This is a genomic window from Thermogemmatispora sp. (genome assembly GCF_042408735.1).
Classification (GTDB): domain Bacteria; phylum Chloroflexota; class Ktedonobacteria; order Ktedonobacterales; family Ktedonobacteraceae; genus Thermogemmatispora.
In genome coordinates, this window is the sequence record NZ_JBHOQV010000094.1 from 108,908 (window position 1) to 127,364 (window position 18,457).

General features: G+C 56.1%; 16 protein-coding genes. 9 read left to right on the plus strand and 7 right to left on the minus strand.

The annotated features are described in order from the left end of the window. The first annotated feature begins 215 nt into the window (after positions 1 to 215). From ACFMO7_RS08065 to ACFMO7_RS08080, 4 genes are all read left to right on the plus strand, one after another. Positions 216 to 902, plus strand: a complete 687-nt coding sequence (locus tag ACFMO7_RS08065; protein WP_376795012.1) for a Crp/Fnr family transcriptional regulator — start codon at positions 216 to 218, stop codon at positions 900 to 902. A 336-nt stretch (positions 903 to 1,238) separates the two neighbouring features. Beyond that, on the plus strand, positions 1,239 to 2,282 hold the full coding sequence (locus ACFMO7_RS08070; RefSeq protein WP_297165416.1) for a decaprenyl-phosphate phosphoribosyltransferase: 1,044 nt from the start codon (positions 1,239 to 1,241) through the stop codon (positions 2,280 to 2,282). Positions 2,283 to 2,309: 27 nt separating this feature from the next. Further along, entirely contained in the window at positions 2,310 to 3,407 is a 1,098-nt protein-coding gene (locus ACFMO7_RS08075; protein WP_297165414.1) for a lysylphosphatidylglycerol synthase transmembrane domain-containing protein, read from the plus strand. A 7-nt stretch (positions 3,408 to 3,414) separates the two neighbouring features. After that, positions 3,415 to 4,212, plus strand: a complete 798-nt coding sequence (locus ACFMO7_RS08080; RefSeq protein ID WP_297165411.1) for a polyprenol monophosphomannose synthase — start codon at positions 3,415 to 3,417, stop codon at positions 4,210 to 4,212. 221 nt (positions 4,213 to 4,433) lie between these two features. Here ACFMO7_RS08080 and ACFMO7_RS08085 read toward each other — a convergent pair whose 3' ends face one another. From ACFMO7_RS08085 to ACFMO7_RS08095, 3 genes are all read right to left on the minus strand, one after another. After that, a complete protein-coding gene (locus ACFMO7_RS08085) occupies positions 4,434 to 4,994 on the minus strand; it encodes an NYN domain-containing protein (RefSeq protein WP_297165409.1) in 561 nt (186 codons plus the stop codon). A gap of 1,401 nt (positions 4,995 to 6,395) precedes the next feature. Beyond that, on the minus strand, positions 6,396 to 6,788 hold the full coding sequence (gene csx15 / locus ACFMO7_RS08090; RefSeq protein WP_376795013.1) for a CRISPR-associated protein Csx15: 393 nt from the start codon (positions 6,786 to 6,788) through the stop codon (positions 6,396 to 6,398). A gap of 86 nt (positions 6,789 to 6,874) precedes the next feature. After that, the gene (locus ACFMO7_RS08095) at positions 6,875 to 7,777 is read right to left on the minus strand and encodes a restriction endonuclease (protein ID WP_376795014.1); all 903 of its coding nucleotides are present in this window, start codon (positions 7,775 to 7,777) and stop codon (positions 6,875 to 6,877) included. Positions 7,778 to 8,913: 1,136 nt separating this feature from the next. Between ACFMO7_RS08095 and ACFMO7_RS08100 the strand changes: the two genes are divergently transcribed. Together ACFMO7_RS08100 and ACFMO7_RS08105 are read left to right on the plus strand one after the other, a co-directional pair. Continuing rightward, complete coding sequence (locus ACFMO7_RS08100) at positions 8,914 to 9,588, plus strand: response regulator transcription factor (RefSeq protein WP_297165575.1); 675 nt, start codon at positions 8,914 to 8,916, stop codon at positions 9,586 to 9,588. A gap of 183 nt (positions 9,589 to 9,771) precedes the next feature. Next, the gene (locus ACFMO7_RS08105; protein ID WP_297165577.1) at positions 9,772 to 11,376 is read left to right on the plus strand and encodes a cell wall metabolism sensor histidine kinase WalK; all 1,605 of its coding nucleotides are present in this window, start codon (positions 9,772 to 9,774) and stop codon (positions 11,374 to 11,376) included. A 123-nt stretch (positions 11,377 to 11,499) separates the two neighbouring features. Here the strand turns inward: ACFMO7_RS08105 and ACFMO7_RS08110 are convergent, their stop codons facing one another. Continuing rightward, positions 11,500 to 11,958 carry a hypothetical protein gene (locus ACFMO7_RS08110; RefSeq protein WP_297165579.1) on the minus strand — a complete coding sequence of 153 codons (459 nt, stop codon included), beginning with the start codon at positions 11,956 to 11,958 and terminating at the stop codon, positions 11,500 to 11,502. Between the two features lie 348 nt (positions 11,959 to 12,306). Between ACFMO7_RS08110 and ACFMO7_RS08115 the strand changes: the two genes are divergently transcribed. Further along, complete coding sequence (locus ACFMO7_RS08115) at positions 12,307 to 13,074, plus strand: SDR family oxidoreductase (protein ID WP_297165581.1); 768 nt, start codon at positions 12,307 to 12,309, stop codon at positions 13,072 to 13,074. Between the two features lie 226 nt (positions 13,075 to 13,300). Here the strand turns inward: ACFMO7_RS08115 and ACFMO7_RS08120 are convergent, their stop codons facing one another. Together ACFMO7_RS08120 and ACFMO7_RS08125 are read right to left on the minus strand one after the other, a co-directional pair. After that, positions 13,301 to 15,301: a chloride channel protein gene (locus tag ACFMO7_RS08120; RefSeq protein ID WP_376795015.1), complete on the minus strand. Its 2,001-nt coding sequence runs from the start codon at positions 15,299 to 15,301 to the stop codon at positions 13,301 to 13,303. After that, entirely contained in the window at positions 15,298 to 15,810 is a 513-nt protein-coding gene (locus tag ACFMO7_RS08125) for a MarR family winged helix-turn-helix transcriptional regulator (protein WP_322480614.1), read from the minus strand. Before ACFMO7_RS08125 ends, ACFMO7_RS08120 begins: the two co-directional genes overlap by 4 nt. Before the next feature lie 250 nt (positions 15,811 to 16,060). Between ACFMO7_RS08125 and ACFMO7_RS08130 the strand changes: the two genes are divergently transcribed. Then, positions 16,061 to 16,930 carry a CHRD domain-containing protein gene (locus ACFMO7_RS08130; RefSeq protein WP_322480615.1) on the plus strand — a complete coding sequence of 290 codons (870 nt, stop codon included), beginning with the start codon at positions 16,061 to 16,063 and terminating at the stop codon, positions 16,928 to 16,930. 149 nt (positions 16,931 to 17,079) lie between these two features. Here the strand turns inward: ACFMO7_RS08130 and ACFMO7_RS08135 are convergent, their stop codons facing one another. Further along, positions 17,080 to 17,967, minus strand: a complete 888-nt coding sequence (locus ACFMO7_RS08135; protein ID WP_322480616.1) for a type II CAAX endopeptidase family protein — start codon at positions 17,965 to 17,967, stop codon at positions 17,080 to 17,082. A gap of 105 nt (positions 17,968 to 18,072) precedes the next feature. Here ACFMO7_RS08135 and ACFMO7_RS08140 point away from each other — a divergent pair, with 105 nt between their 5' ends. After that, entirely contained in the window at positions 18,073 to 18,453 is a 381-nt protein-coding gene (locus ACFMO7_RS08140) for a GntR family transcriptional regulator (protein ID WP_297167560.1), read from the plus strand. Positions 18,454 to 18,457 lie beyond the last annotated feature (4 nt).

An 18,457-nucleotide genomic window follows, 5' to 3' on the forward strand; every position in this document is an offset into this window, starting at 1 on the left:
ACCTGTCTGTCTGTCTGCCTGTCCGGCCGGCTGGCTGGTGCACCGGTCGCCTGGTTGGAGGGAAAGGGGGGCAGCTCCTGTACCGGTGCTGGGAGGGCAGAGCTGGCTGGCTGGCTGACTCACTCGCTCTTGACGCGCGCGACTACTTGCTTGCTCATTTGAGGATGGCCGTTGCCTGTTCCGCCCGCTGCCTGCGGCCAGGAGGGGACTAGTCTATGTCGACAGATGAAATGCTTTATTTAAAGCAAGTATCGAGCTTTGCTGAACTCCCCGACGAGGACCTCCGTGAATTAATGGCGGTCGCCAAAAAGCGGACCTTTCGCCCTGGCGAAGTCATCTTTCACCGTGATGATCCGGGCCAGGTACTCTACATCATCAAGGAAGGGAAAGTCAAGATAGTCATCAACAGTCCAGATGGCCAGGAGATTGCCCTGGTGATCTTTGGCAAAGGCGAGTATTTTGGGGAGTTCGCCTTGCTTGATGGCCTGCCGCGCTCAGCGGATGCTGTAGCGATGGAGCGTGTTGAGTGCTATACGCTGCTGCGCGATGACTTTCACCGTGTTCTGCTCAAGAATCCGCGGATCGCCATTCATATGCTGGAAGCCCTCTCGCGGAGGCTGCGCAACACCGACAAGATGATCGAGGACCTCATCTTCCTTGACGTCTATGGGCGAGTGGCCAAGAAACTGTTGGAGCTGGCCGAGCTGCATGGGGTGCCCACGGAGGACGGGATACGGATTGACATCCGGCTGACCCAGCAGGATCTGGCCTCGATGGTGGGAGCCTCCCGTGAGAGCGTCAACAAGGTGCTAGGCTTTTTCTCCGGCAAGGGCTACATCTCGACCGACCATCATCGAATCACGCTCCGACGCCCAGCGGAGCTGAAGGAGCGCATTTATTAGCTAGCAGAGCGCAGCGCGCTGGCCGCCTGGCCTGGCAAGTTGCCGGTCATCCGATGTCCGCTTTGGTCTGAGACCGCTCCTTTCGTCGGCAGTCATGGCTGACATTGACTCGCCCTGCCTGCAGGAGCTAATGGGGGAGAGCCTTTTTGTGGGCCGGGTGCTGATCGGGAGACGGGCGCAGGACGGGGCCGAGGTCGAAGCCGGACTTCCGGCCAGATCTGTTACTCCCTTTCCTCGCTGCTCGTCTTCACACAAAGGTCAGGGTAGTCGCCCTGCAAGACTCTTGCTTGTTGAAGGATTGTGCAGTTTGAAGGCAGCGAAGGGAGCGTTTGACCATTGAACGAAGCGTTGACCGATCAAAAGGAGCAATCGCAGCCGGTCGAGCAAAGCATGACTTTGGTCAGCGGCGAAGTGGGGAGGAAGGTAGCGGCGATGGGAGGGACCATGACCTTCAAAGCCCGCCTTGGGGCAATGTTCCAGGCCCTGCGTCCGCGCCAATGGACCAAGAATCTGGCTGTCTTTGTTGGCATTCTCTTTGCCAAACGTCTCTTGGAAGTTGCCCCGCTGATCCACACTTTACTAGCTTTTATAGCATTCTGCCTTGTTTCTAGTTTTATCTATTTGTTGAACGATCTGCTTGATCTGGAGAACGACCGGCGTCATCCCCGCAAACGTAATCGACCTCTGGCCTCGGGCCGTTTGCCGATCTCATGGGCTGTGGTGGCAATGGGCTGTCTCCTGGGCGGGGCGGCGCTGCTCACCCTGGCTATTTTCGCTATTCCGCTGGGTGGTCAGCATCTGCCTTACAGCTCCTTGGGTGGGGGCGATCTGCTCTTTGCTCTTGTACTAGCGACCTATGTAGTCCTGATGGTTCTCTACAGTGTGCGGCTTAAGCACGTCGTTCTATTAGACGTTTTCATTATCGCCAGCGGTTTCCTATTGCGTATTTTGGCGGGAGCTGTTGTAATCTCGGTGGTGATTTCCCCCTGGCTCTACCTTGTCACTATTTTGCTCTCGCTCTTTCTGGCTCTCAACAAACGGCGGCACGAGCTGGTGTTACTGCAAGGCGAGGCCAGTACTCATCGACAGATCCTGAAGGAGTACAATCTTCCCCTGTTGGACCAGATGATCACGATTACCGCTGCAGCGACGGTCATGGCCTACAGTCTTTATACCTTTCAGGGGCCGACGGGGGACCATCATCTCATGGTGACCATTCCTCTAGTGCTTTATGGGCTTTTCCGTTATTTGTACCTGGTCTATATGCGCATGGAAGGGGGCAGCCCCGAGGAAGTACTGTTGCGTGACCGTCACACTCTGGCGACGGTTGTTCTCTGTGCTGCCGTGATCTTTGTGGTGCTCTATGTGCTCCCGTCTTAGTAATCGCTTGAGGAGGATCATCGGCCTATGATGACTGCGAGCCGGTTTCGGACTGTGCGCACGGGCATAGCGTTTTCGCTGGCGCTGGCCTTTGTTGTCCTCGTGGCTATTGGTCTCTATGCAGACTTTCCACGCATGCTGGTGGCGCTTGCGAGTTTCCGCTGGTCCTTCCTGCCTTTGATTCTCTCACTGACGCTCTTTAATTATTGCTTCCGCTTTTTCAAGTGGCAATATTACCTCCAACGTTTGCAAATTCGTCTGCCGCGTCTGACTAGTTTTCTCATCTTCCTCTCGGGCTTGTCGATGGCTATTACGCCGGGGAAGGTGGGGGAGCTACTGAAATCATATCTCCTCAAGCGTTCGACGGGAGAACCGATCAGCCGGACGGCTCCGATCATTATGGCCGAGCGCCTCTCAGATGGGCTGGCGATGCTCTTGTTGGCAGCTACGGGGCTGGTTTTCTACCGCTTTGGCTGGGAAATCTTACTCATCCTTCTTGTGGTGGGCTTAGCCGTTATTTTGCTGATCCAGCACCGCTCGCTTTCATTAAGGGTACTTGCTGCCGGCGAGCGGCTTCCTGTGCTCTCGCGTCTGGCGCAGCCCCTGCGTGCTTTCTATGAGAGTGCCTATACGTTGTTGCGCTGGCGCCCTCTCCTGCTGGCGATCGCTATCGGCTTTCTCTCCTGGTCAGGGGAGTGCCTGGCGCTCTATTTTGTCTTTCTCGGCCTGGGGGTGCTAGCCTCGCCTGACCTCTTGCTCAAGGCCACCTTTATTTTGGCGGTCTCTTCACTGGTGGGGTCGGCCTCTGGTCTACCAGGAGGACTAGGTACTGCCGATGGTAGCTTGCTCGGGCTGATTCGCCTATTAGTCTCCCCTTCCGCTGTAATTGGTGGTGCCGCAACACTCTTGATTCGTTTCTGTACACTGTGGTTTGGCCTGGCGCTCGGTGTTATCGCATTTCTTTTCTTGCGTCTTACTCAATATAAAAAACTTTTTGCGCCTGAGCCTTATGAGGAAGGAAAGATGTATTTCTCAACAATTGTGGATTCGGGGACAGAGCAGTCTGAAGCCGATGGAAGCTACAGACTATCCCGAGCATCGGCACCTCTAAGCAACGGAGAGTGAGCGACCCATGATGAAAACCCTGATCATCATTCCTACCTACAACGAAAAAGAGAACCTGCGCCCCCTTCTCAGGGAGATCTTTCGCTATGCGCCGACGACAGACGTGCTCATTGTGGATGATCATTCGCCAGATGGCACGGGAGAGCTAGCCGAGGAGCTGGCCAGAGAGGATGCGCGGGTGCATGTCATGCATCGTCCAGGGAAACTTGGCCTGGGCACTGCCTACATCGCTGGCTTCAAGTATGCCCTGGAGCAGGGTTACGATGCCGCTTTCGAGATGGACGCGGATTTTTCACATGATCCGCGCTATTTGCCTGATTTTCTGCGCCTGATCGAAGAGGCCGATCTCGTCATAGGCTCTCGCTACATCAAGGGGGGGGCTACGCCTAATTGGCCCTTCTTGCGGCGCTTGATCAGCGGTGGTGGCAATATTTTCGCCCGTACCCTGCTAGCTCTGCCGGTACACGACTGTACTGCCGGCTATCGCTGTTACCGGCGGGAGGTTCTCGAAAGCATCGATCTCGACTCGATTCGCTCGCGGGGCTATGCCTTCCAGGTTGAGCTAGTCTATCGGGTCTGGCGTCAGGGTTTTCGCATCGTTGAGACGCCGATTGTCTTTGAAGATCGGCGTGTAGGCCAATCAAAGATGTCGAAAGCCATTATCCTGGAGGGCTTTCTCTTTGTGCTGCGCACCCGTTTTGGTCGCAAGCCGCAACTGCCGCCACCGGTGCGGCGCGAAGCGACTCTAGTGGGAAAAGCTGCAAAAAACGAGGCATGTGAGCGTGTCCCTGAGACGTCGCGTTAGTCCAGCAAGCGAGCCGTGGTATCATGACCTGCTAGAAGTACGGTCTGACCTTGGCTTGTCTGCCGCAGAGGTGAGCTGACAGAGCAGCCAGTCAGTCAGCTAACCGGATTGTGGCGGTTGCCGTGCTGGGAAAGCTTGGCCGGGGTAGAATGGACCCTGGTGCTACTGAAGCAGCCGGGCTGTCTCGCCATTGAGGCCGACAAGGCAGACAGGAGACTGCTTCAGTAGCGTTTTCTTTTTTTCTGCGCGCCTCGTCGCCGGCGATGCTGAGATAGATGCTGTTTGGAAAGAGCGGGCGCGTCCTCGTAGTCTTCTAGCTTGAAGGCGGGATCAAGTCCATAAAGGGCGCGCATACGTATCTGATGAGCGAAGCGCTGGGCCAGTTGGCGTGGAGGGGCATTCAAGGTTGCAGCCAGACCTTGTGTGGAAGTGGCCAGGCCACCCTGCCGAGTGACTGACTGACGCACTTCGCTATCGTCGCTGAAAAGCTGGACTTCATGTCCGGAGGCGCGAGCCTCGCGGGCCAAGCGAGCAATGACTTGGTCAGCCTTTTCGCCATGCCGCGAGTAAATGATATGGATGCGGCGCTCATAGAGGTGTTGCTCATACTTGCCTGTGCCATCAAAGACGACTGTAACGTGGTAGGGGGTATGACGATAGCGATGGACAAGTTGAGTAATGAGCTGCTCGCGGGCGCTTTCTAGGCTCCGGCTCAAAGCGGCGCGAAACTGAGGATTGCGTCGGATCACGTTGTAACCATCGACGAGGATGCACTGTCCCATTTGCTCATGGTCCTCTCGTACACATATATCTATATATAACAACAATAGCGCACCTTGGTAAGAAACCGACCAGCGAGGTGAGAGGAAGAAAGAGAGATTGGGCTTGCGCTCTCCCTCTTTGGCTGGTGCTGGCGGTTTCCCGTTTAATGAAACCATTGTACCCACTGGAGGAAGAGATTAATAGCCTCACGGATATCTATGTGGATTGCTCTCAGCAGCAGGGCATTAAAAGATGGTGAGAGTTCGGCGAAAAGGATTGCTGCCAGTGCGAGGGTGAGGAGAGTTAGCAAGGGCAGAGAGAGCCAGAGAGGGATAGCTCTCGTGCCTGGTTGGTGGGCTTCTTTGGCAGCCGCGGCAGGGCCGGACGGGGTTTGGTCGGGACTCTGCTTGGCCTGAGAGGCAGCTTGTGACGGTGAGGAGGCGCTAGAAGCGGCTGCTAGTTGCTGGATGGTTGGGGGAGCTGGTGAAGGCGAAGCGGGTAAGAGGGGGGGGGCGGCGCTGGGGGAGGGCGCTCCGCTATTTGCTGGGGTGATAGCGGGAGAAGGATGCGTTGCAGGCGTGCTTGGGCTTGAACTTGGTGGAAGGAGCACGCTCTGCATTTCGACCGTTTCAATAGCTGCGATGAACGAAGAAGGGGAGCTGAGAGCGCGAAAGCGACCGGCCTGGACGCAGGTGAGCAGCGGATTGGGAGATGGGTCCAAGTTACTGACTTGGCAGGTGCACGCGGAGGGTGATGTGGAGATGGAGGTAGAAGCAGGTGCTGACGGGGTGGGAGCGAAGAGGGCACCTTCCAGAGGAGGCACCTCACGGCGGAAAGGCAGGCCAAGCTCAGAGACGCAAGCTCCGCAAATACGGTGCACATAGTCCCAGCATTCCGGGCAGGCAGCGCGGCGGCAGCGGAAACAGAAGTGAGACATGCTCATCAGGGCCGCCTCAAGCACGGCTGGGCTGGCCAGGCGTAGCTCTGGGTGCAAGTGCGAGGGTGCAAAGATGGCTCCGCAGGTGCTGCAGGTCACCGTCTTATTTTCGATCGCCGGTGGACGGTAAATACGTCGGACGCTGCGATAGTGATGATCTTGTGGTTGAGGATACTGGCCTGATTCTGATGTGCCTTCGTTCATGTGAGCTGCCCTCTCCATTCAGGTTGGTGTGCAGCGCTGCTGAGACAGTCGCCGCCTGTCGACTCCACCAGGCCGGCAAGGCAGGCGGTCGCTAACACTAGAATAGGAAGCAAGTTCGACCTCTCTTTAAAGAGTATACCCTACAGGCAGGAAAGGATGGGCATGCTAACATCACATTGTGTATGAGTGTGCAAGTTGAGTCGGCGAGAGAGACCGGATTCTTTGAATGCAATGCTCTCCTTGCTCGTATGATCTTGAGATCAAAAGGATCGTCAAAAGCCTAGTGACTCGTGGACAAGCGACGCTGGCGCGCATGATCACGTAGTCGTTGAAGGTTGAGAATTTCTGCTACTTCATAGTCGGTGGCTCCGTGATGGCGGGGGCGCAGACGAATGATTGAGGGAAAGTGACCCATCCGCCCGTGAAGTTCAGCTAGAAGGGCTGCAGCCACTGGGGAATAGCCCGGAGGATTGATCAGGATAGGGAGCGTCTGCCACTCTTCTGAAGTCAGATTGGCTCGGTCTGCGATCGAAACTATCTGAGGGGCAAGCTCCTTTGTCTCGTCAATGCGGACGGGAATAAAACGGATCTCGTTGATCGGCTCAATAAGATGCTCTGCGATCTGACGCTGCTGCTCTTCTGTCAGCGGGTGAGCAAAGTTTAAAATAATCACGATGGTCACTCCTCCATCAAGGGCTTGTGTCGTCCCATCTCTATCGAGATAGAAGAGTACAATAGGGAGTAAATGCTACCCCAGCCTCAGCGTAGCACTTGAGCAATATCGCTGAGGAATTTCTGACGATCTTCTGTAGCCAACTGTCCATCCTTGTAGGACTCTAGTATAATCGTCCGAATCTTGAGGCGCTCAACTAGTTCTCGCTGCTCCTTTGGCAAAGGGACAGTCAGGATGTAGAAGCGCTGTACATAGCTACCGAGCTGCTTGGTACTGGTGACGAGCTGCTTGATCGCTTCGATATTATGAGGTGTAGAGCGTTTGCATTTTGCTTCGATTGCACCGTAGCGGTTCTGAAAGCGCACTACGATATCAATTTCCTCCTGCCCGTCGGAAGAGCGAACGTTTTGGAGGATTTCGTAGCCGTCGGCTCTCAAGAGATCAGCCAGTGTCTGCTCAAAACGGGCCCCTGCGTCACTGCGTTTTTTTGTATTTTGATACCAGGCGCCTGTCCCAAGGTGTAAATCTAATATATCTTTTAATGTGAGATGCTCTGAATAAATTTCTTGCTGATCTATCTGCTGAGGCTCGTTATCCTTCCACTGATAGAGCATAATCGTGGCTTGCTTCTGTTCGCTCTGGAGGTAAAGCATAGGAGCCTTCCATTCCTGGGCCACCTGGTAGGCGGCCAGCGACATAATTTTGGTTCCCCCCGTTAGGTTAAAGATAAGATCTTGACTGACCAGTTTTTGTTGATACAGCTCTCTTTTGAGGTTATCTATGATATTGACCATATTATATGGATCTACATCGATACCTCTGATGGAGACAGACAGGTGCTGATGATTTTGGACAGTGCTTTGGAGTCTATCAAAATGCCCCTTCGTTATCTTTGAGTACAAGCAGAGGACTTGATTAGGCTGATAATGTAGAATCGCCAGAAAATTAGGTAATGGCTGTTCACCGATCAGGGAGATCATGGTAACCATCGATCTGCTCCTTTCTTCTCTTCTTTGCAATCGTCGATTAGACCACCCCTAGCCTCGGGTAACGGGAGTTCCTTCGTTTATTTCTGTCCATGAGTATGGCTATGTCGGAGGTAGAGTGTGGTGACAGAAGACAGCTGCTTCTTTGATACATATATCAGGAACATACTCAGAAGTACAAGCAGTTCAGCCTGTTGTATTTTATCTTTTCGAGCAAATACCTGGAGTATGAGTAATCTCAGCTGCTGCCCTCACTATATATTTCCCCAAAGCAAAAGCAAAGGAGTGGTTATAAACGGTCATTGCTCTCAGCAGGGATCTCTCGGACTAAGCTCTCATCTCCCGAGGTCACTCTCCCTTTGTTGCTGCTGAAAAAGCAAAAACTCTGATTTTTATGGAGGTCAGCCTCATTTATATACCATAAAAAATACTCCGGGGCGTTTTCTCACTGAAGAGACTGGAAACAACAGGGCGCTGTTGTTTGCATGAACGATACCCGGAAGGCCCGGTCCTCTTGTCATGAGGATCGTCAAGATGCCGACCTGAGTGCTTGAGCTTGAGCGGAAAGGAGTAATGCATATCGAACGAGTCTATTACTGCGTTCTCCTCTGCTATGCTTTTATTTATATGTCTGCTAGGACTGCTGGCATCCGTCTTTACTGTACTGAAATCCTAGCCTGAATTCTTCCGTGACTACTCTCTTACTAACTAACCGACGAGAGCCGACCGGTCCGACTGCCCCTTTGAGGCGAGATTTTTCATCTGGCCAATCCGTCTGACCTTACTCTGCGTTGGCCCGCCTTCGTAACCTACGGCCCCTTGGCCGACAAATCAGGATCTGCTTCACCTTGGCGGTTGCTTTCCCTGCTCCCCCTCGCACTGGATCTGCGCTATAATAAAAAGCCAGGCACTCTCAGCTCTCTCTCAGCTTATTCTCAGGATTCATTCATTGGAGACTGGCATACTGAGTCTGGGGAAAGAGGCAGAAGGGTGCGCTCACTGTCAGCTCGTTGGGTTCTCCCTCTCTCCCTCTCGATAACTCAGTAGATCCTGGTAAGGCGCTGGCTTGGTACAGTGACTGGTTAGTCGACCAGCCATTGCGAGCCAGGGCGGCACACCAGTCACTCGGAGAGAGGTTTATGAAGGCGCATATTCTGGTTGTTGACGATGATCCACGTATTACCAATCTCCTGCGCAGGATTCTAGCCTACGAAGGCTACAGCGTGGCCATAGCTGCTACTGGCGATGAGGCCCTCATGCGTAGCCTGGAGCACCCACCTGATCTGATGATCCTCGATATTATGCTCCCCGGTATCGATGGGCTAGAAGTAGTCCGTCGCCTGCGCGCGGCCGGTGATACCATGCCTGTATTAATGCTGACCGCTCGAGATGCCGTTCCTGATCGGGTGAAGGGCTTTGAGATGGGGGCGGATGATTATCTAGTCAAGCCCTTTGCTCCCGAAGAGCTATTGGCACGTGTGATGGCTCTCTTACGTCGTAGTCAGATCGAGCGTAGTGAAGTGCTGCGCTATGCCGACCTGACCCTCGATACGGGCACCCGGCTCGCCTACCGCGGGCAACGCGAGATCGAGCTGTCTCCCACTGAATATGAGCTACTGGCACTCTTCCTACGCCGTCCCCGGCAAGTGCTCACCCGCGACCTCATCATGGAACGGGTCTGGGGGCTCGATTTTGAAGGTTCTTCAAACGTGCTGGAAGTCTATATCGGCTACCTACGCTCGAAATTGGAGGCTGGCGGCGAACCGCGACTGATCCACACGGTGCGTGGCATCGGCTATGTACTCAAGGAGTAAGTGTCTCTGGCTCACGGCTTGCCTCCCCTGGCGGGAGCAGCGGATAGAGAAGCAGGCTCTGACTCAGCAGCAACTCTGGTTAGGGCTTGCAGCTGTGAGGCGCCCTCACCTGCATAGGGGAAGAGAAGCGATGGCCCGAATCTCCGCCGCAGCCATTGGACTACGAGGAAATGGAAAAGATGTATGGGTGAAATTGGTGCTGCTCGGGCGACTGCCCGCTTGCGGGCAATGCCTCACACGCTGCGCCTGCGCCTGGTCTTCTGGTATGGCCTACTGCTAACGATCACGCTCGTGGCCTTTGGCACCTTGATTTTCCTCCTGGCAAGTAATGCACTCAACCAGAGCGTGATCACTAATACCCGCGTCGTTGGCCACGCCGCCTTGCTCGACGTCGAGCGACAGCTCCAGCCCAACCCGCCCTATTTGCCTCTTAATCCTGATCTGCATGATATTGATCTCTATCGTACCCCGATTGTATTTGCCCTCTTGACCCCTGATGGTCAGGTAGTGTACTCCTCGAATGGCAGCCAGCTCAGTATGTTACCGCGGAATGGTGCGGCTTGGAATGCCGCTCTGCGTCGCCAGGAGGCCTGGTATACCACTGAAGTCAATGGCGACCGCCTCTACGTCGGTGTACTCCCGATCTGCCAGCCCAAAACAGCAAACACACTGCCGGCTGAGGTCAGCGCCACAGCAGTTCCCGCCTGTCAGGGTCCGCTCGTCGGTCTGCTGCTGGTGGCGAAATCCTTTAACGACGTCGACAATATTCTGCTCCTGCTCAAGACACTGCTTGTGGTTGCCAGTGCTGTTATTCTCATCGGGGCCCTGGCAGGTGGCTGGTTCATTGTCAGTCACATCCTGCGCCCGCTAGAAGACGTCGTAGCAACAGCGCGCGCTATCAAAGAAGCCACAGCCCGCGGTACCCGCATTGGTGATCTGAGCCTGCGCGTTCCACGCCCGCGTCGTCACGACGAAATCGGGCTGGTGATCGATTCTTTCAACGCTATGCTCAGCGACCTGGAACACGCTGTTCGTGCTCAGCGCCGCTTCATCGCTGATGCCTCACACGAGCTGCGCGCCCCGCTCACCACCATTCAGGGCAACCTGGCCTTTCTCCAGCGCCATATCGATGAGTTGCCGCCCGAGGAACGACGAACGATGCTCTGCGATGCCCATAGTGAAACTCTGCGCCTTGCTCGTCTGGTCGATGACCTCCTGCTACTGGCACGGGCCGATGCAAGTTTCGCTCGCCGGAATGCCGAGGAGGAGATCGCCGCAGGCAGCAATGGCCGACGCGCTCTTCCGCCAGTCGTTGAGCTAGATCGAGTGGTCCTGCATCTCATCCGTCAGCTACGTCTTCGTCTCCAAGCCGAGGATTCACCTCTTAAACTTGAGATCGGACATATTGAGCCAGTACGTGTACGTGGTGAGGAAGAGCAATTAAGACGTCTGATGCTCATTTTGCTTGATAATGCCCTGAAATATACCCCGGCTGAAAGTGAACAGCAGCCAGGACGGGTAGTCGTTTCTCTGGAGCGCATTGGCAATGAAGCCCTGCTACGCGTCAGTGATACGGGGATCGGCATCGATCCCGCTGACCTCCCTCACATTTTCGAACGCTTCTATCGAGCCGACCGGGCTCGCCAGCGCCCAGGCACAGGCCTTGGCCTGGCTATCGCCCAGACGCTGGTTGAGCAGTTCGGCGGACGCATCGGGGCCGAGAGTGTGCCTGGCGAAGGAAGCACCTTTAGCGTGTGGCTACCTGTCGCCACACCCGGCAGCCAGTGAGGGTTGGCGGCGCTTGGCAGTTGAAGACAAGCACACAACCCTGTTGAGGCGAGCGGCCAGCCTGCTTCTGCCCTCTCCATCCCGTAGGCAAGCGCGATGCCGCATTTCTACGCTGCTCAGGTGCTACTCAGACTTTTCTCCCTCGGTGTTGGGCAAGGATTGGTCGCCGGATGATGAGGCCAAGTCTTCAGGATACGTCAGATCAAAGAAAGGTGAAGGCTCTTCTGTACGAATGTTGGGAGCATATGGTCCACGCCGGTCAGGCCCTGAGTGGGCGTCATAGGCCCCATAGCCTTGCAGCAGCTCCGCCGCCTTCTGGGCGCTAGCTGGAGGCAGACCGGCGACGCGCACTGTAACAAGGGCGTGTCCTGCCCGAAATTCTTGTTCATAAAAGTGGGCCTCTTCCTCGGGCACGCCAGCCTCCGTGAGATAGGCCAGGTCCAGGCGAGGTCGGCGCATCTCCTGCGGATTGGCCAAACCTAGATAGTCAGCTCCAAAGCCTGCTGCGCGCAGGGTCTCATAGGCCTGCCTCGCCTGGCGGGGATCTTCAAAAACGCCGACAATCACATTGCTCTCTGCCATATCTGCTTTCTCTTCCTCCCTTGCTCTTGTGCTCTTGCCTATTAGGGACGCCTCAAAGGCTCTGCTCTGACTCTCTTCTTTCGTCTGCTGAGCCGGTGGCCTCTCTGGCAATGCTCGCTAGTTACTATACTGGCTTGCCACTGTCACGAAGATTCCACGTGTCAGTGGGAGCCGTCGTGACTCTACCATAGCCTGTTATCACCGGCTATGCGGAAGGAAACTGCGACAAGGGGAGATGGAGCAAGAGGACCGCCTGCCTCGTGTTTTTCTATGAGCACGCGTCTGGCGTGGCTGGTTAGCCAAAACAGGAGTCGTCAATCAACCGCTCAGGCGGAGGAGGAACCGAAGATGCAGCTTGCCAACAAGGTCGCTCTGATCACCGGGGGTGACAGCGGGATCGGACGAGCTATGGCCCTGCGCTTCGCCAGCGAAGGGGCGCGAGTGACCATTAGCTATGCTCATGCTGCGGAGAAGGCGAGGGAGGTGCAGCAGCTTATTGAACAAGGAGAAGGACAGGTCCTTGTGCTGCAGGCTGATATAGCCCAGTACCAGCAGGCCATAGCGCTTGTAGAGCGAACAGTCGAGCATTACGGTCGCCTTGATATCCTGGTCAACAACGCCGGTATGGAGATCCATCATCCGTTTGTCGAGGTGACTGAGGAAGAGTTCGATCACGTGCTGGCGGTGGATCTCAAAGGCCCCTTTTTTTGCGCCCAGGCAGCGGCTCGCCAGATGATCAAGCAAGGAACAGCGGGGCGCATTATCAATGTTTCCTCTGTTCACGAGGATCTACCTATGCCTCTCAATGTACCCTATTGCTGTGCTAAAGGTGGCCTGCGCATGTTGATGCGTACCATCTGTCTAGAGCTGGCCCCCTATCAGATTACAGTTAACAACATTGCCCCTGGTGCTATCGATACGCCGATCGACGCTGATGTCAAAGCCGATCCTCAGAAATACCAAGCGCTGCTAGAGGAGATCCCGCTGCATCGCATGGGCCAGCCTGAGGAGGTCGCCGCTCTGGCTGTTTACCTGGCCTCCGATGCGGCTGCCTATGTCACAGGCTCGACCTTTGTCATCGACGGTGGCCTCATGCGCAATACAGGCTCACTCTAGCGAAGCGGCAAGGGCAGAAATGCTGACCCGATCTCTCCGCCGTCTTGCATAGCTGCTCGCCCAGTCCCTTGCTCCAACCAGGCCAGTGTAGCTGTGGCTGGATCATAAGCCTTGCGCGACAGGGCGCTATGATCCAGCCACAAAAGGAGCCATCTCGTTGATGACGCCTGGCCTGGGGTGGCGTTATTCGTACACTTTTTGTGTAAACCGAGCGGGGCTTTTGGGTTCAGCGACGTGTCTGCTGACCCTCACCGTGCTCGCTATCAGGTGCAGAGAGATGCTCGTCGCGCAGACGCAGAGCCTGTAAGCGGGCCCCGAGAGGGAAGAGAAGGCGAATGCGCAGAACGCGCTCGCGACTTCGCTCCTCGATCAAGGTACGCACGCGCGCCTTAAGGAGATCGCTCAGCGAGACCAGTCCAACCAGGCGTCCGGTCGCAGGCTCCACCACCGGCAGACGCGTCAGCCCGGTCTCAGCCATGCGATAGACCACGGAGCGAAGCGGCTCATCGGGATAGCAAACCACTGGCTGGCGGCGGATCGACTCAACAAGCAAACGCCCATTCTGTTGCTCGGCGCTCTCCTTGTGCTCGCGGGAAAGCAGCTCCAGATCGCGGCGCGTCAACACTCCAACGAGGCGCTCTTGCTCGTCGATCAAAGGATAAAGGCGCTGACCGTGCTGATGGGAGACGCGCCGCAGCGATTGCAGCAGCTCCTTTTGCGGCAGCGAAGCGGGCAGTGCCACGATGCTGGTGCGCATCACCTCGCGGATAAAGATGATCTCCAATGGATCAATAGAGTACTCGCGAGTCAGATGGTAGCCGCGCCGGCTGACCTTCTCCGTCAAGATCGAGCGCCGCATCACCAGAACCGTGAAGGCGTGAGCTGAGGTCACGGCGATCAAAAGGGGGAGCAAAGCGTTGACATCGTGGGTCAATTCCAGCATAAAAACAATGCCGGTGAATGGAGAGCGCATTGTTCCGCCGAGAATAGCCCCCATGCTTACCAGAGGCCAAAACCCGCGTCCCTCAGCAGGAAGCAAAGGGGTCAACAGTCCGCCTAGAGCGCCGCCCATCAGAAGAAGGGGAGCCAGCACGCCGCCTGAGGTACCGGAGCCGAGCGAGATCGCCCAGATGGTAGACTTAACCAACAAGACGCCCACAATGATCGTGAGGGGAACATTGCCCTGCAAAAGAGCGCTGATGGTAGCGTAGCCTACCCCCAGAGCCTGGGGAAAGATCAGCCCGCCCAGGCCGATGGCCAGACCTCCGATGGCCGGCCACCACATCCAATGGATGGGCAACGCACGGAAGGCATCTTCTGAGGCATAGACTGCGCTTGTTAACAAGGCCGAGAGGATACCAGCAAGCAGACCAACAGCCAGGCAGCAGAGCATCGCTCGGGGACCAATGAACGCTGGGTGGGGAGGCACCGGAAAGAGCGGTCCCATACCGATCAGGTAGCGTCGCAGCACGGCGGCTGTCGCGCTGGCCAACGCGACGGGGATCATGCTACGCGGCTTCCACTCGAAGAGGAGCAGCTCTACGGCAAGCAGCACCGCCGCCACAGGTGAGGCGAACGTGGCCGACATGCCTGCTGCCGCCCCAGCAACGAGCAGCGTCTTGCGTTCAGCGCTGCTCAGATGGAAGAATTGAGCGATCATCGAGCCAAACGCTCCTCCGGTCATAATAATCGGACCCTCTGCCCCAAAGGGACCGCCAGAGCCGATCGAGATGGCCGAGGAGAGCGGCTTGAGAAAAGCAACGCGCGGTTGCACGCGGCTACCATTGATCAGAATCGCCTCAATAGCTTCAGGGATGCCGTGTCCACGGATACGCTCCGAACCGTAGCGCGCCATCAGGCCGATGATCAAAGCTCCAATGATCGGCACCAGCACCTCAAAAGGGCCGAGATGGTTCCCTGCCGGCGAAACCAGGGAGGTATCGAAGCGCTGATAAAAGAAGAGATTGGTAAACAAGCCAATGAGGCGCAATAAGACGAGGGCGACAACTGCCCCAAGGGCACCGATGGCGATGGCCAGCAAGGAGATGGGGATGACCCGCACTGTGGTCGTAAAGTCGCCAAGACGTTCGCCCTTCTGATCTTCATCCTCTCCCCTCAGCGCCTGTAGCAGAGTCCTCCATAGTCGGCTGCCCTTTTGCATCCGCAGAGCCTGCTGTTGAGAACTGTTTTGCCCTTTTTGATATTTTTGTAAAGCAAAAATATTCATATCTCATTATTCCCTTGATCCACTTGATCCTTATGTTCTGGGTGAGGCTCGGCCTGCTGTGTTTGGGGCACAGCGGCTTGCTGTGTGTCTTGGAGAATAGCCTGCAACGCGGCAACCAAAGCCGGCCCAACAATCTGTAGCTCGGCTCGGTGATAGGCGGCCAGGGTGTGTAGTACCTGCTCTCCGTGAGGAGTGAGCGAGATGATCACCTGACGCTGATCGAGCGTGTCGCGTTGTTTCCGCACAAGGTCACGCTCAGCCAGTCGGTTGAGCAGCTCAACAGCGCTATGGTGCTGAATCTGCAGGCGCTCCGCCAGCTCGGTAATGGTGGCCTTGCGTCCCTCAGGTAGACCCTTCAGCGCTAGCAGAAGCTGGTAATGCTGCGGCTCCAGACCAGCTTCGCGCGCGACCTGCTCGCTGAAGCGCAGGAAGCGCCGAATCTGGTAGCGGAATTCTGCTAGAGCGCGGTAGTCGATGGGCTGATCCTGATGGTTGGCTGCTGATGGCATGCGTGGTCCCGTTCTTACTCTCAATTCTATCGGATTACGATAGAATTGTAGGCCTCAAAGCCCCTCCCTGTCAAGGGATGGCTATTCAAGCCGTTCATATAGATTCTTATGGAAGAATACATCTCTATCTATACCTAGTTTTCTAACAATTTTTATATTTTACAGACCTTTATAATCTAATTGTAGATAAAGAACAGAATATCATCATGTAACTGAAAAATATCCATACATGAAAGGAGGAAGCAAAAAGATGCGCGTCCTTAAGCCAAGAGCTGTGTCCTGGGCTGGGGCACTAGCAGGGCTGGTCCTGCTCAGCCTATTAGCGGCCTGTGGGGCGGCGACCCCTTCCAGCGGAGCGGCGCCCAACAAGACGGCTGTGGCAGCCAGCTTTGCCAGCGTTGTGCTCAAGCATATGCCGATAGGCACAGCGCAACTCACCTGGACGCCACAAGATCACACCCTGACCGTCAAAGTCAGTATGCAAGGGCTGGTGCCGGGGACAAGCCATCCGGCCCATATTCACAAAGGAAGTTGCCAACATGCGGGGCCGGTCGTCTATCCCCTACCGATGTTACGGGCTGACGAGCATGGTCAGGCCAGCATCACCGCCATCTTCAAAGGTGAGACCCAGGGCATCCCTGTATCGGGCTGGTACATCAATGTCCACAATGGGCCGACCGCCATTACAGCGGACCAGATGCAGTCTATCTCCTGTGGCGACATCAGCAATCCGGCGGGGGCCTCTGCCAAAAGCCGACAGCAAGTGAGTGTTGTCCTGGGGGAGGATGTGGCCCCGAATCAGGCTGTCAAGGGGCAGGCTCAGCTCCGGCTGGCGGAGCGCACCCTAACCATTCATGTCTCCGTAAGTGGCCTGGCTCCCGATTCGAGCCATGATTTCCAGCTCCATGCTGGTAGCTGCAGCAACATGGGGCAATTGCTCTACCATCTGCCGCCCCTCAAGGCCAACGCGCGTGGCGAAGCCGACGCCAGCGTGACTGTCAAGGGGATCAGGTCTATCCCATCAAGCGGCTGGTATCTGGTCCTTTATCAGACGAGCGGCGCCTCACCCGAGGCCAATAGCGATATCATCGCCTGTGGTGATGTGGTTCCCGCCGTCTAAGGCTGAGAAGGACAGCAGGCTGCTCTCCTTCTGCTGACTGAATGATAGACGCGGAGTGAGCCAGCAGCGAGCATAGCCGGCCAGGGCAGTCGGCTGTGTCGCTGGCTGGCTCCCCTTCTCTGTGGGGGCTTTGGCCCGCAAGCCGTTATTCAGGCCAGGGCGCTTTTCGCTGGCAGGCTCATCTGAAGGCGACCGCTCAGAATAAGCCAGCCTGCCAGACAGCTCAGCAAGAGAATGGAAAGCACTCCGTGATAGGCGACCACGAAGAAGCGTGGATCACCAGCGAAGAGCATGGCGCTCAGATCCCCGCCAATGACATTGGTCGCTGCGTGGGCCAGGCTACTCGCCCAGATGCTACCGCTCCTGAGACGCAACCAGCCGAAGATAATCGAGAGCCCAATCGTAAAAAGGATGAAGAGCATCGACCCCCACCAGGGATTTGGGTAGCCTTCGTAGCCCATGAAGATCAGGGGCAGGTGCCAGCAGCCCCAGATCACGCCAGTGACGATTGCTGCCAGCAACGGGCGCCTCGCACATAGCCGTAGCTGCAGATAGCTGCGCCAGCCGAATTCTTCGCCCCAGAGGATCGGTGTCACTAACACGGCGAAGATGAGCAGTTGCAAAAGCACGACGGGCCAGAGCGCCAGAGGCAGAGACCCGCTGTGAACCGTGGGCACTGAAAGCTTGAGGAAATGCTGGAGCGTGAGATCCGGTCTGGCTATGCCAAAAAGCAGGCTAACGCTGATAATCAGGCCCATGTTGATGAGAGGCAGCAGAAGCGCAAACAGATAGTAGCGCCACTTTCCTCCTCGTAGCGAGAGCGACAGGCCAGCATCGCTCAGCCCTTCGCGCGTGATCCAGAGTCGGACGATCAGGGCCGCGATGGCTGGCATGAAGCCACTTAACAAGGTCACCCCTTGAAAGAGCGGGCTCCCGACCGCTATGCCTGCAAGCTGGCTCAAACCCCAACAAAGCCAGGCCCCCGCAAATGTGATCAGCAGGTACGCGATGATTCCTATGCGCTGGCTTTTTTCCATGACGGAGCTGTTTCTCCTTTCCTTGCCCCCTTGCTATCGGGGAACTTGCTTCTTTGTGCTATCTGTTATATAATAACTATAACAAATAGTCAAGGCGGGCTGTCCATGCTGATCTTTATCGAACCGGAAAGTGAGAAGCCCATCTATCAGCAGATTCGCGATCAGATCGTCGAAGGCATTGCCCGCGGCGAGTTGCTGCCGGGAACGGGGCTGCCATCGATTCGGCAACTGGCTGCCGATTTCGGCATCAACCTGCATACGGTCAACAAGGCCTACGAGCTGCTGGAGCGTGAAGGCTTCCTTCAGGTACGGCGCAAGACGGGGGCGGTAGTTCAGCCGACAGGGAAACTGGCTGAGGACTGGGAAGCCCGTCTACGCACACTGCTCGCTGAGGCGCTTGCCCAGGGGTTGCCCGCTGAGGAGATTCTGACGCGCTGCCAGCGCGTGTTGTCTACTCTGACTGATCCTGGTCGGACTCGTCAATAGCACA